Below are 13,976 nucleotides of genomic sequence, written 5' to 3'. Positions count from 1 at the left end.
ATTTCAAGAGGCTATCTCCGCAAAGGGATAGCCTCTTTTTTTAATTAACTAAATGTCTTCTTACCACCATTTCAGTGGGAATTCAAGCTGATCTACCGAGCCAACTATCAAATCCGGTTTAAAGGCATACTCACTTAAACTTTCTTTTTTTGCGATTCCGGATAGAACCAATATGGTTTTGTAACCCATTTGCACCCCTCCCTGTATATCCGTTTCCATCGTATCGCCAATTACAGTCGTCTCTGCGGTTTCCAATCCTAAATATTTTCTGGCCGAACGCATCATGACCGGGCTTGGCTTGCCGATTACAAAAGCCTTCCTTCCTGTTGCCTCTTCGATCATTGCAGTAGTGGCAGCAATACCCAGATTATTCCATCCTGGTTTTTTAGGAGATGGATCCTGATTGGTCGTGATGAATTTAGCTCCTGCAAGGATCATATCGACAGCGCGTTGCACCATTTCCAAAGTAAAATTCCGGCCTTCGCCCAATACCACAAACTCCGGATCGGTATTCACGAGGTTGATGCCATTTTCATGTAAACTGGTAATCAGTCCACCCTCTCCTAACACATAAGCAGTTCCGTTTTCGCCCTGGTCGCCCAGGAATTTACCCGTTGCCATCGCACTGGTATAAACATGTTTTTCAGTCACTTCAATACCAAGAAGTTTTAGCTTACGTACCACATCCAATCGGGTCCGTTGACTATTATTGGTCATAAAAGTAAAGGGTATATCGTTTTTAAGCAGATTGGCAATAAACTTATCCGCGCCCTCTATTAAAGTTTCGCCGCTGTAAATGACACCATCCATGTCAATTAGAAGTCCGTGTTTCATATTTTGTTGTTCGTAATAATGATTTAGAATTTTGCTGCTCAATTTACAGTACAACAAATATGCACATATAACTCAGTGATTAAAAGCAAGGTCCAACTCTTTGCAAATTGGTATTGCCGACTTAATAATGAGTTGATGATATGGATGGTTTTCAGGTTAGCAAAGGCAACAAATGCGCATTAAAATCAGCTACCGTATTCCCTCCAAAGAAGTTCGTCCCGGGACAGCTTTTAGTGACCCCAGTACCTTCCACTTTGATCCGTTTACCGGCATTCAGGTCATACCAATGGTGATAAATTACACTCTGATCGCTGGCCACAAGGCCGAAATGAGCGAGCAAACTTTTCGTCATCATTAAGATCACAGAGCGCTGCGCTTCAGTCATCACATCCTTTCCTCTATCGAAGTTCCCCACGTTCTCTATGCATATTCCATTCGTGTTCGCTCCTTTTACCCCTGCCGGGATGGTATCCATACTCCTGCAGACCATGATCTTCCCATCGGGGAAGGTGGTAAAATTCTGTGCGATTTCTGCAAAACCACGCTCAAGATGAGCGCGCTCCATAGCTTCACATAAGGCAAAATGATTGTCGCCTTTGAAATGACTGTAAGCAGGAATATAAGTGTGGTGTAATTGAACGAGTTTTATCGCTCTGCTTGTCTTTCTTTGGAGCTTCAGCCAGGAATCAAATTCCTCCGGCTCCAGCAGTATAAATTTTCCGATGGCTTTCATTGATCAGGGATTTATAGGATAACAAAAATCTTAACATTCTGTTCTAAAGCAAAAAAATAAGGACATATCTCCCGATATGCCCTTACAACCTTAAACCAAACCAATTATGAAAACTTTGTATTTTCTTGTATTAAGAAACTTTAATCTCTTTAGTAGCAGATTTAGATTCATCTTTTTTACCAATCGTGATGTTTAAAATCCCGTTGATGTATTCAGCAGCAATTTTTTCTGCATCTACACTTTCAGGCAATACGAATGATCTGGCGAAGGAGAAATAATCAAACTCTTTACGGCTATAATCTTTTTTCTCATCAGTTTCGCTTGTTTTTTTCTCAGCCCATACAGAAAGTGTATCTTTCTTTAAGTTGATCTGAAAATCTTCTTTTGTTAAACCAGGGGCAGCCAATTCAATTTTATATTCTGCTTCAGTTTCCAGAATGTTTACTCCCGGAATTTTGTTTACAGTTAAATTTTTATTTAATGCCTCACTAAACAAAGAGTCAAATACGTTGTTAAAGTATGGAGCAGTGTTTCTGGTTCTGTTGTTAAATTTTACTAGTGTCATTGTTTATTTCTCCTATTTTTTAAGTTTTAATTTTATACTAAGCATCTAATCAACACTCATACCAACCGTATTTTTTATGAATCTCAAGACATTTTGGCGCAACAAATCAAAAACACAAGACAAAAAGGCAGACATCATCAACCATTTAGACAGTTTTAAGTATAAAACAGAGATTGAAACCCGTTTTGCTGATTTTGATATGTTCGGCCATGTGAATAACGCAGTATACTTTACTTACCTGGAAGTGGCCAGATCAAAGTACTGGAATGTGGCTATTAAATGGGACTGGAAGAAGACCGGTGTTGTCATCGCAAAGGCCAGCCTGGACTATGTCGTTCCGATCCTGATCGACGATAAAATCAGCATGTATGTGAGGACTTCGAGAATCGGAAACAGCAGCTTTGACCTGGAGTATCTGCTGGTAAAACACGAACATGGAAAAGAAGTGGTTTGCAGTAAAGGGAAAACAGTCTGCGTGGCCTTCGACTACGATACAAAAGCTGCCGCCCCTATTCCTGAACACGAAAGGGCAAGAATGATTTCATTTGAACAGCTGGAGGGAAATTAAACCTGCCTAAGTTCTATTCTTAAACGGTAAAAACCCTGCACCGGGATAGTTTGAACTACCCGGCACAAAGGTTTAAACGCCCAGGGATTGGGGATTTCATTGCTGCTGTTTCATCGATACTTTTTAAAACAGCTTTAAAGGATATAAAATATATTCGCTTCATTAAGCACAGATTTATCTTTTAGATCTTCATCATGCTGATGGCTTTCTTTAAGCATCTGCCTGATGTCTTTTTCAATCGTCCGGCAGATGGTCGTGGTAGGCGTATCTGTGGGCTTATTTTCAAAAGGATCTTGCAGATGAATTGCCATTTTCTCAATTAAGAAAAAAGAACAGGAAATTGCAATCACCAGGGGAACTTCAATAATCCCAAAGAACTCAATCAGTCCGAAAGGCAGGAGCATAATAAACAGAATCAGTGAAAAATGAATGTACACCGCATAGGTAGATGGAAACACCGTATTCTTAATCCTTTCACATCCACCCATTTCATTTGAAAAGGCCGTTAACGTTTTATCGATCTGAATCTGTTGAAATTCATTGATCCAGCCCAGCTTAAAAGCATTACGCAGATCCCTTGCCTGAAGCTCCTGCAAAGCCAGCGGGATATTATTATACCTCTTTATATATGCGATATCTTCGGCACTGATAAAACGTTCCAGCTGATGAAGCGGATCCTCTCTTCTCAAATGCCTGCTAAGGCTATAACACCAGGCAATTTGTCTTTTTGCCACACGCTCACAAAATGAATGCTCATCAGATGAGCCAAAAGGCACATCAATAAATGTAATGAGCTGCCGTGTCAGCGTTCTGGAGTCGTTCACGATTGCACCCCAGATGGTTCTTGCCTCCCACCACCTGTCGTAAGCCTGATTGGATTTAAAGGCGAGTAACAGGGAAATAACAGTCCCCAGAATGGTAGGAACAGCAATTGGAATGGATATCCGGGTGATATGAAAATTCTCATACAGGACAGCAATCAGGACTGCATAAACAGTTACCCACAGCATCTCTTTCTTGATCTTGCCCAGGATATACTGAACAGGAATATTTTCTTTTAATAACATAAATTCTGGGGTTAGGAATGCTAAACAACAACTTCTTCACGCAATACAACGAGTCCTTCCGCTACAGGGATACCCGCTGGTCTTCTTCTGATCGTTACCTCCGGCAATCCCAGTTTATGCGCTAAGACATTGGGATTAATGCTGGCCCCGTTAATGCTGCTCCAGGAACAATTTGAGGGATGAAGAATACCAGTTACTTCATGAAAGTCCAGAAATTCTCTAAACAGCACAAGCGTACTTCCGTAAAAAAACTCGATTTTAATTGCTTTTATATTCGGAAACTGAACCCTCAATTCATCGCATTGCTGGTAAAATGATTCACCTACATATTCATATTCTCTGGATCTTCTGGACAACATCAGCAAGTCTCCGATAGAATCAGAAAGCTTAAACATATGAACAAAAACCAAAGTCAGCTCCTCTGAATGGTTTTGAGAACAAAGCTGAGACATACAGTCCAGACTGGAAGTGCTAAAATCTGTTGGGATTAAAATGGTTTGCATATTAATTTGTTTTAAGGGGTTAAACTTTAATTACTTATGCAATTTTACCGGACAGAAATTAGGAGGGCTTAAGGAAAAAATTATAATTTGATTAGAGTTTACAACAAAAACCTGCGGGCAATATCATGCCTGCTGACCTCTCAATGCTGTTTATTCCCAAAACGAATATTTTGAAAACCAACTTATTAGAAAGTCATTAGAAAAAGGAAGGAATAATTTGGAAAAAGCCCGGATAAATCAGGAACTGATGGGCAATACCACCCGCATTTGCGTTCCCTTTTCTACTTCAGAATTTATACCAATTGAGCCTTTGTGTAAGCGGATAATATTGAGTGTAAGTGGCAGACCGATTCCATGTCCGTTAAACTCGCTGGTATTGGATGCCCGGAAAAAAGGTTCAAATATATACTGCTGATCTTTTACAGGAATCCCGATCCCCTGATCAGTCACCACGATCAAAATTCTTTTATGCTCTAAACGCAGCTCAATCTTCACGGTCTGGTGACTGGAGTATTTACAGGCATTCAGAATAATGTTACTCAATGCCAGCTGCAATAAATTGACGTTCCCTTCTGTATACAATAGAGATTCATCTTCGGGAAGTGCAGAAAAATCAAGCTCCAGCACACTCTTTTCGTCAATTTTCTTAACGAATCCCGCCACCATCATCACCAGCTCATCAATCCTGATCTTCTGCCAGTTTTGCTTTTTTCCATCAAATCCCGATTGCGCTAAACCCAGCAAACTGGTGATAATGTGTTCCAGTTGTTCTGCATGAGAGAGAATGACCTTGGCAGATTTTTCTGCAGCTGGCAACAATTCTCCTCCCGCAAGCAGGAGTTGCACCTCTCCGGTAATGATCGACAATGGGGTTTTAAGCTCATGAGAAGCATTGCTCACAAAGTTATTCTGAGTTTCAAATGCCGTTTCCAGACGGTTCAGCATATTGTTAAATGTAAGCACCAGCTCAGACATTTCATCGTTCCCACCCAGTTCTTCCAACCTGGAATGCAGGTTATTGGCCGAAATGTTCTTTACTTTTCTCATCACAGTCCGAATCGGATTAACGGTATAATGGGAAAACACTTTACCGGCAATATAGGTTAGAAACAAAGAGATGATGAAGACAAAAATCATGACCTTCCTCAATGTTTCCAACTCGCGAAAACCATAAGGATCTAAAGCAGTCACAATTACAATATGCTTCTCCTTTTTTTCTTTAAATAACTTTCCGTAAAAAAAACGGTTATCTTCATTATAACTGGCCTTTCCTTCTTTCAGCACCTGATAGAAAAAATCACCGGGAATATTTTTGGGAACATCCCCGTTTAACCTGTTTAAAGAGTCCAGTCCGATGATGTATTGCTGCTCATCTTCCAGCTTCTCCAGATACTTTGTCCTCATCTCCTTATAGGTTGAGGAAAGCTCATCAGGATGAATGTAAATGTCGGCCGCCAGGTTTACCCTCGCTTCCAGCCGCTTAAAGAAATCCTGAAAGTTGAACTGGGAAACAAAATAGAAAATGGTGAAATTTAATAAAATGAGTCCAACGGCTCCAATACTGAAGAAAAGAAGGGTAATCTTAGTCTGAATCTTCATACCTAACGGAGCTCCTGGTGTTCAAGGGAATGTTTCATGATGTATCCCATTCCAAATACCGTATGAATCAGGCGCTCTTTAGCACCGGCATCAATTTTCTTTCTCAGGTAATTGACGTATACATCGACCACATTAGTCCCCATATTGAAATCAATATCCCATACATTTTCCAGAATCTGGACCCTTGAAAGCACCTTATTCTGATTTTTCAACAGGTATTCCAGCAAACGGTATTCAGTTGCGGTAAGCTGAACAGCCTGTCCTGACCTGCTGACCGACTTTGAACTCGTATTCACCTGAAGATCTGCAATACTTAAAACATCGGAAGCGATGTTCATATGCCCTTTACTTCTCCTTAATAAGGTTTTGATACGAGCCACCAGTTCTACGAAATTAAACGGCTTAACCAGGTAATCATCAGCTCCACTCTCCAGGCCGGTCACCACATTCTCTGTACTCCCCAAAGCAGTCAGCATCAATATCGGAATAGCAGAGTTTTTAGTTCTGACTTCCTTACATACCTGAATACCATTCATTCCGGGAAGCATAATATCTAAAACAATCCCGTCAAAATCGTATTTTAATGCCATTTCCAATCCGGTAATCCCATCTCCCGCCACACTTACTTCCATATTTTCTGCAGCCAGTCCCCTCACTATTATTGAAACCAGATCCGGTGTATCTTCAACCAGCAAAATCTTTGTTTTATCCATTATTTTTCTAAAATAGAACATGCTACATCAAAAACCAATCCCCAATTCAAAGGTCTGACCTTTATCTGACATTAAATTTTCCATAAAAAAAGGATGACCGGAAATTAATCCGGTCATCCTTTCTTATTCCAGTTGTAAAAACCTTAAAAGATTTTTCCAGGATTCAGGATCCCTGATGGGTCAAATACTTTTTTGATGCTGCGCATCAGGTTCAGATTGATTTCACTGTATTTAATCGGCATAAAATCCTTCTGTACCAAACCAATCCCATGCTCTCCGGAAATGGTTCCGCCCAATGCACTGGTCAGTTCAAACACTTCAACAATACCGTCTTTCAACTTGTTTTTCCAATCCTCATCACTCATCCCTGCTTTGATGATGTTCACATGCAGGTTTCCATCACCCGCATGTCCGTAACACACACTTTCAAAGCCATATCTGCCGCCAATCTCTTTAATTCCTTTAATCAGCTGAGGCAGGGCTGCTCTTGGTACTACCGTATCTTCTTCTTTATAAATGGAGTTTGATTTCACCGACTCAGGCATGGTCCGTCTGATTCTCCACAGTTCGTCCTTTTGCATCGCTGTATCAGCAAATAGTACATCTGTACAACCAAACTCTTCCAACACGGCATTCACCTGTTCACAGTCCTTAAAAATGGTATCCATATCATTCCCGTCAAATTCGATCAACAGAAAAGCATTCACGCCGTCTTTAAGGTCAAACTTGATGTCGTCATATTCTACTACCCACTCTACCCCTCTTCTTTCCATAAATTCCAAAGCAGAAGGAATCACCCCTGCCCTGAATATCGCAGACACTGCGCCACAGGCTTGTTCATTCTCCGAAAAAGAAGCCATCATCAAGACACTGTGCTGAGACCTTGGAATCAGTTTGGTGACAATCTTGGTCACCACCCCTAAGGTTCCTTCCGAACCGATCATCAGCTGCGTCAGGTTATAACCCGAGGCATACTTCAACGTATTTGCACCTGTCCAGATCACCTCACCTGTTGGCAGGACCACTTCCAGGTTCAGGATATATTCACGAATGGTACCGTACTTTACCACTCTTGGTCCGCCGGAGCCATGCGCCACATTTCCGCCGATAAAGCAGGAACCTTTACTCGAAGGGTCTATGGGATAAAGCAATCCTTTTTCTGCAACAGCATCCATAAATTCCTGAGTGATTACACCTGGCTCCACTACAGCCTGCAGGTTCTCCGTATCAATGTCTATGATTTGTTTGAACTTTTCCATAGAAAGCAGCACTCCACCAAAAACCGGCAATGCACCACCGCTTAATCCGGTTCCGCCACCGCGGGGAGTTACAGGAACATGCTGTTCATTACATAACTTTAATAAAGCAGCTACAGCATCCGTATTTCTAGGTTTTACCACTACTTCAGGGTAATATTTTAAATCTTCAGTCTCATCGTGAGAATAAGTATTTAAAGAATCTTCATCCGTAAAAACACTTTCCGCGCCAACAGCCGTTTTGATCAGCTCCAGCAATTCTGAAGTTATTTTAGTGTATTCCATTATATATTTGGTTTTTAATCTTTAAGCGGAGTAATTTAAAAATGATATTAATGTTCAATTAATTTAAGAGGGTTTGATCTAACAATGTATTTAATTTAAGCAGAAGCTTCTTCAGGAGCAGTATAACTTAACTGAACAAAAGAATGCCCCACTTCGCCCGGCATTGGCGGGTTCATTTTGCGGATCCCTGCCTGAGCAGTCCGCACAAAAGGATAATGGGCAATCACACGGTCCAGAATGTTTTTCACTACCGTTTCCAGCATCTTTTGGGTGCGTTGCATTTCTTCCAGAATGATGGTATTGATCACTTCATAATTCACGGTATGGTTCAGGTTTTCTGTATCTCCGGAATGAACAAAGGTAACCACCACATCTACCAAAAAGTAAATCCCGGTTAAATGTTCTTCCGGGTACCACCCATGCAGGGCGAAACACTTTACATCTCTTAACGCAACGGTCTGTATATAGTTATTTGCTGAACTCATTTGGCAAAATTAATTTTTTGGACGGTTTTCACCAGCCATTCCCCGAAATTATTACCTTTGAAGCAAAGGGGTTCGAAAAAATCCCGTTTCAAACAAAAGCAAAGCTGATCACTTAACCAAATATAGTGTAAACAATGAATAAATCTGCCAAAAAAGACCTTTACGAAGCTCCTGATTATTATTTACTCGACGAATTACTTACAGAAGAACACAAGCTGATCCGCTCTGCAGCCAGAGACTGGGTAAAGAAAGAAGTGAGTCCCATCATTGAGGACTATGCACAGAGGGCAGAATTCCCGAAACACCTGATCAAAGGTCTGGGAGAAATTGGTGCTTTCGGACCAACCATCCCAGTGGAGTACGGTGGTGCCGGACTCGACTATATCGCTTACGGGATCCTGATGCAGGAAATAGAGCGTGGCGATTCGGGAATCAGATCTACCGCTTCTGTACAGGGCTCATTGGTGATGTACCCGATCTATGCTTATGGCACAGAAGAACAACGTAAAAAATATTTACCAAAATTAGCTACCGGAGAACTGATGGGCTGTTTCGGATTAACCGAACCTGATCATGGATCTAATCCAGGTGGAATGGTAACCAATATAAAAGACAAAGGCGACCATTACCTTTTAAATGGCGCTAAAATGTGGATCTCCAATGCCCCTTTCGCCGATATCGCAGTGGTATGGGCTAAAGATGAATCCGGAAAAATCAGAGGGTTAGTGGTAGAAAGAGGAATGGAAGGCTTCAGCACTCCCGAAACACATAACAAATGGAGCTTAAGGGCTTCAGCTACCGGAGAACTGGTATTTGACAATGTAAAAGTGCCTAAAGAAAATATTTTCCCTGAAATCAGCGGATTAAAAGGCCCGTTGGGCTGTTTAAACCAGGCCCGTTATGGGATTGCCTGGGGTGCGTTAGGTGCTGCGATGGACTGCTACGATACTGCATTACGCTATTCTAAAGAACGTGTACAGTTCGGAAAACCTATCGGAGGATTCCAGCTGCAACAAAAGAAACTCGCAGAAATGGTGACTGAAATTACCAAAGCGCAATTGTTAGTATGGCGTTTAGGCGTCTTGAAAAGCGAAAACAGGGCTACTGCGGAGCAGATTTCTATGGCGAAGAGAAACAGTGTGGAGATCGCACTGGACATCGCTCGTAACGCCAGACAAATGTTAGGCGGAATGGGGATCACCGGTGAATACTCGATCATGAGACACATGATGAACCTGGAATCGGTAGTTACTTATGAAGGTACACATGACATCCACTTATTGATCACCGGTATGGATGTGACCGGACTAAATGCCTTCAAATAAACCCAATCAATCTTTCAGATAGATGCGCTCCACCACATTTCACATCAACATAAAAATGCCCCTATTGGCATTTTTATGTTTTATAGCCATCAGCACTGCATCCGGACAAGGAAAAAACTTCAGCATCGACCGTAAAGATCCTTCATGGACAGTCAAAGCAGACCGTAAAGGAGCCAGCCCTCCTGCCAAAGACATTTCTGACGGCTATTTCCTTTCTCTTTATGAAAACCAGAACCATGTAGAATTACAGGAAGAATATACCCATATCATCCGCGAGATCGTATCTGATGCAGGCGTACAAAACGGATCAGAAGTCTCTGTAACTTACGAACCGGGTTTTCAGAAGCTGATCTTCCACAAGATCCTGTTATGGAGAAATAACCAGTCTACAGACCTGCTGCAGTCCCATAAGTTTAAAGTCCTGCAAACGGAAAAGGACCTTTCTAAATTTATTTACAGCGGGACTTACGACGCTTTCCTGCTTCTGGATGATGTGAGAAAAGGAGACCGCATTGAATATGCTTATACGATCAAAGGCAACAACCCCATTTTTGGTCAGAAACATGCCACTCAACTTTACTTTGAAGGGGCCAGCAGCGTAGGTCACCTTTATACCAATATGATCTTCAGTAAAAGCAGGTCATTTCAGATGAAGAACTTCAATTTCAATAATGGGCCAAAAGTTTCTGAAAAAGATGGACTGACCTTGTACGAATGGGAAAGCCGCTTAACAAAAACCCATCGGGTGACAGATTTTGAGCCTTCCTGGTACAGCCCACTCAGAAGAACACAGCTCACAGAATATAAAAACTGGAATGAAGTGGTCAACTGGGGGTTGATGATCAATGATTACCCCAATCTGAATTCCCCATTACTCGATAAAAAAGTTCAGGAACTAAAAGCAAAATCCGGAAATAAGCCTGATAAATACCTGGAGCTGGCCACCAGGTTTGTACAGGACGAAATCAGGTATATGGGTATTGAAGTGGGCCAGTATTCCCATAAACCTAACTCGCCGGAGAAAGTGATGAAACAGCGCTATGGTGACTGTAAGGATAAGTCTTTATTATTGGTTCACCTGCTCGCTCCGATGAACATCAGCGCTTATATGGCTTATGCTGATACCTATACCACTGTAAAAACGAATGAAACACTGCCCAGCCCATTTGCCTTTAACCATGTCGTGGTTTTGGTGGAGCATCAGCAGAAAAAAATATGGATAGACCCCACCATCTCCTATCAGAGAGGCCCCGTGGATCAAATATATTTCCCTGATTATGGCTATGCATTAGTGGTTAAAAAAGGGGTAAATGCACTGGAAAGAGTGATCAGCAAGCCGACAGGCAAACAGGTAGCCAAACTCAGTTTTACCCTGCCGGATACCACAGCAGATCAACAGGCAAAACTTCTCATTAAAACAACGTATACAGGTCAGTATGCAGATAATATGCGGTCGGAACTGGCAGAGACCGGAACGGATGATTTAGAAAAATCTTACCTGGAGTATTATTCAAAACTTTACACCAATATCTCGCAAGCCGGGGAAATTGTGATCAGAGACAATGATGCAACCAATACACTGGAAGTTACAGAAAGCTATGAAATCAGTGACATCTGGGCTACAGATGCAGATGATGGTCGCCCCTATGTTTCTTTTGTGGCAGATATGATCAGTCATGAGATGCGGAATATTCCCGCAAAAGCGAGAACGGCACCACTATCGCTGAAATCTCCGGTCAATATCGAACAGTTTATAGAGATCATTACGCCGGAAAGATGGAACATGGACATCAATCCGGTTACGGTAGACAATGATTATTTCTTTTTCGAAAGCAATGGTCATCAAAAAGACAAAACACTAACCCTCAGTTATACCTTTAGGGGAAAGAAGGCCTTTATTAATGGCTCAGAAGTAAAATCATATGTAAAGGCAAGGGCAAAAGTCCTGGATCACCTCAGTTATTACATCTCCTGGGGACCTGCTGCAACTGCCGGCATAGGGAATCCCTTTCTGGTGATCATCACGATCATCACCCTTGTGATTTCGGTCATTTACGCCCTGAAAATTTACCAGTCCAACTCCCCTTACTCCTTAGAAGAGATTCAGGAAGCAAAACCAATCAGGGGTTGGCTGATCTTACTAAGCATTCAGGCAGTATTACTGCCGTTCGGATTATTAGCCAGAGTGATGTCTTTCAGACTATGGGACCATCAGGTCTGGAAAGGCCTGACTCAGGAATCTACCTTACTGGAATACAGTGTAAAAGGGATGCTTATTTTACAGGCGATCTCCTTCGGAATCCTGTTATGCGCTTCGATCTTAGGTATATTTTTACTCTTTAACAGGCGTAAAAGCTTCTCTGCACTCTATATTCCCTTCTTATTTGGATATATTTGCTTTTTAATTTTGAATTGTGGCATTTACTGGCTGTTAAAAGACGACATCGGAATCTCCCCTGTAAAAACAGAAATCAGCAGATTGATCGGTTCAATGATCTTCAGTTTATTGTGGATTTTATATTTGAAGAAGTCTGTGCGCGTCGAAGAAACATTTGTATTTCCATATTCAGAATTAGAATGGCGGACCGAAATGATGAAACATTATAACCATCAGGCTACCGCCAAACGACAAGATAACACTGATCATGAAAACATTTAAAAAATACTACTCCCTCCCTGCCCCTCCTGAAGAGGTGTACTGGGCAATGACAAAAGCACAAAGCATTCAACTGTGGACAGGCGCTGAAGCAGAATTTACCGAAGAAGTAAACACAGAATTCTCTTTTTGGGATGGCGATATCGTGGGTAAAAACCTGGAACTGGAATACGGCAAAAAGATAGTTCAGCAATGGTATTTCGGAGAAGAAAATGAACCTTCTATCGTGACCATTAAACTTCATGCAGATAAAAAAGGTACTTCACTGGAATTCGTCCAAACCAATATCCCTGATGAAGATTATGAAGAGTTCACTTCCGGATTAACCGAATATTATTTTGGTGGTCTGATCGACTTTTTCGAAGAGTAACATCAAGCCTTTATTTCTTCCTGTTTTTGAAGTGTAAAACCAGATTCATATTTCTTAACATATGGTAATGGGCAGGTCTTGATTAAAGCCGTATTTTAGATAAAAAAAATGATATGTCAAATATAGGAATCATCATCCCGGAAAAAGCAGCCAGTATCGGCAATTTTATGGTTGGCCGTCTGCTGCCTTTTATTGATAAACGCCATGTAGGGCCTTTTGTATTTATCGATCATATGGGCCCCGTTGAGGTCAGCGCAGAACAAAATGCAGATGTCCCACCCCATCCACATATCGGTTTATCGACCCTGACCTTTCTGTTTGAAGGCGCCATCATGCACCGTGACAGCACTGGTGCAGTAGCTGAAATCAAACCAGGTGCGGTAAACTGGATGACTGCCGGAAAAGGTGTGGTTCATTCTGAAAGAAGACCCGAACGCCTGCAAAATAAGCCATATACCCTCCATGGTCTTCAGATCTGGATTGCCTTACCTAAAGAACTGGAAGAAATTGAGCCCAGCTTTTCGCATGTTGAAGAAGCTGACCTTCCTTCCTGGGAACAGAATGGCCTGCAAATCAAACTCATTGCCGGCTCCGCCTTCGGAAAAGAATCTCCGGTTCCGGTGTACAGTAAACTGTATTTCATTGAAATAAAGTCTGACACTACCCAACATGTAAAAATTGGGGAACACCTGTACGGAGAAAGTGGCTTGTACATCTTAAATGGCAGCATCAATGCGGAAGGAAGCAATTTTGGAACGAAACAACTATTGGTGGCTCACGACAGTAAACTTTGTGAATTTGAAATAGAAGCAGGCACCACCCTGTATATCTTTGGAGGAGAGGAATTACCGGAAGCACGTCACATCAACTGGAACTTTGTATCTTCGGATAAAGAAAGGATCAATCAGGCACGTGAAGACTGGAAAGCACAAACTTTTCCTAAAATACCGGGTGATGATCAGGAGTTTGTACCCCTGCCGGAATATCCAAAAAAATAAGCTTATAAATCGCATACAT

At 41.7% G+C, this 13,976-nt stretch carries 14 protein-coding genes; 5 read left to right on the top strand and 9 right to left on the bottom strand.

Going from position 1 to position 13,976, the window contains the following annotated elements; translation table 11 throughout:
* Positions 1 to 60: 60 nt before the first annotated feature.
* From BUC20_RS00225 to BUC20_RS00215, 3 genes are all read right to left on the bottom strand, one after another.
* Positions 61 to 834 carry an HAD-IIA family hydrolase gene (locus BUC20_RS00225; RefSeq protein WP_073225927.1) on the bottom strand — a complete coding sequence of 258 codons (774 nt, stop codon included), beginning with the start codon at positions 832 to 834 and terminating at the stop codon, positions 61 to 63.
* Between the two features lie 151 nt (positions 835 to 985).
* Complete coding sequence (locus BUC20_RS00220; protein WP_073225925.1) at positions 986 to 1,567, bottom strand: peptidoglycan recognition protein family protein; 582 nt, start codon at positions 1,565 to 1,567, stop codon at positions 986 to 988.
* Positions 1,568 to 1,697: 130 nt separating this feature from the next.
* Entirely contained in the window at positions 1,698 to 2,132 is a 435-nt protein-coding gene (locus BUC20_RS00215; protein WP_073225922.1) for an Hsp20/alpha crystallin family protein, read from the bottom strand.
* 76 nt (positions 2,133 to 2,208) lie between these two features.
* On the opposite strand from BUC20_RS00215, the gene BUC20_RS00210 reads away from it, so the two are divergent.
* Positions 2,209 to 2,700 carry an acyl-CoA thioesterase gene (locus BUC20_RS00210; RefSeq protein WP_073225920.1) on the top strand — a complete coding sequence of 164 codons (492 nt, stop codon included), beginning with the start codon at positions 2,209 to 2,211 and terminating at the stop codon, positions 2,698 to 2,700.
* Positions 2,701 to 2,834: 134 nt separating this feature from the next.
* On the opposite strand, the gene BUC20_RS00205 is transcribed toward BUC20_RS00210, so the two are convergent.
* From BUC20_RS00205 to BUC20_RS00180, 6 genes are all read right to left on the bottom strand, one after another.
* Positions 2,835 to 3,767, bottom strand: a complete 933-nt coding sequence (locus tag BUC20_RS00205; protein WP_073225917.1) for a bestrophin family protein — start codon at positions 3,765 to 3,767, stop codon at positions 2,835 to 2,837.
* Between the two features lie 20 nt (positions 3,768 to 3,787).
* Entirely contained in the window at positions 3,788 to 4,270 is a 483-nt protein-coding gene (locus tag BUC20_RS00200) for a hypothetical protein (protein WP_073225914.1), read from the bottom strand.
* Between the two features lie 237 nt (positions 4,271 to 4,507).
* The gene (locus BUC20_RS00195) at positions 4,508 to 5,869 is read right to left on the bottom strand and encodes a sensor histidine kinase (RefSeq protein WP_073225912.1); all 1,362 of its coding nucleotides are present in this window, start codon (positions 5,867 to 5,869) and stop codon (positions 4,508 to 4,510) included.
* 2 nt (positions 5,870 to 5,871) lie between these two features.
* Positions 5,872 to 6,582, bottom strand: a complete 711-nt coding sequence (locus BUC20_RS00190; RefSeq protein ID WP_073225909.1) for a response regulator transcription factor — start codon at positions 6,580 to 6,582, stop codon at positions 5,872 to 5,874.
* Positions 6,583 to 6,725: 143 nt separating this feature from the next.
* Entirely contained in the window at positions 6,726 to 8,123 is a 1,398-nt protein-coding gene (locus tag BUC20_RS00185) for an FAD-binding oxidoreductase (RefSeq protein WP_073225906.1), read from the bottom strand.
* Between the two features lie 95 nt (positions 8,124 to 8,218).
* Positions 8,219 to 8,608: a dihydroneopterin aldolase gene (locus BUC20_RS00180; RefSeq protein WP_073225903.1), complete on the bottom strand. Its 390-nt coding sequence runs from the start codon at positions 8,606 to 8,608 to the stop codon at positions 8,219 to 8,221.
* A gap of 134 nt (positions 8,609 to 8,742) precedes the next feature.
* On the opposite strand from BUC20_RS00180, the gene BUC20_RS00175 reads away from it, so the two are divergent.
* From BUC20_RS00175 to BUC20_RS00160, 4 genes are all read left to right on the top strand, one after another.
* On the top strand, positions 8,743 to 9,933 hold the full coding sequence (locus tag BUC20_RS00175; RefSeq protein ID WP_073225901.1) for an acyl-CoA dehydrogenase family protein: 1,191 nt from the start codon (positions 8,743 to 8,745) through the stop codon (positions 9,931 to 9,933).
* Positions 9,934 to 9,955: 22 nt separating this feature from the next.
* A complete protein-coding gene (locus tag BUC20_RS00170; protein WP_084528374.1) occupies positions 9,956 to 12,592 on the top strand; it encodes a DUF3857 domain-containing protein in 2,637 nt (878 codons plus the stop codon).
* The gene (locus tag BUC20_RS00165) at positions 12,579 to 12,959 is read left to right on the top strand and encodes an SRPBCC domain-containing protein (RefSeq protein WP_073225896.1); all 381 of its coding nucleotides are present in this window, start codon (positions 12,579 to 12,581) and stop codon (positions 12,957 to 12,959) included. The genes BUC20_RS00170 and BUC20_RS00165 overlap by 14 nt, the downstream gene beginning before the upstream one ends.
* Before the next feature lie 113 nt (positions 12,960 to 13,072).
* A complete protein-coding gene (locus tag BUC20_RS00160) occupies positions 13,073 to 13,957 on the top strand; it encodes a pirin family protein (protein WP_073225894.1) in 885 nt (294 codons plus the stop codon).
* The last annotated feature ends 19 nt before the right edge of the window (positions 13,958 to 13,976 follow it).

Source organism: Pedobacter caeni (genome assembly GCF_900129215.1).
Taxonomy (GTDB): Bacteria; Bacteroidota; Bacteroidia; order Sphingobacteriales; family Sphingobacteriaceae; genus Pedobacter; species Pedobacter caeni.
The sequence above is the reverse complement of the archived record's forward strand: the minus strand, read 5'-3'. Positions and strand labels throughout refer to the sequence as shown.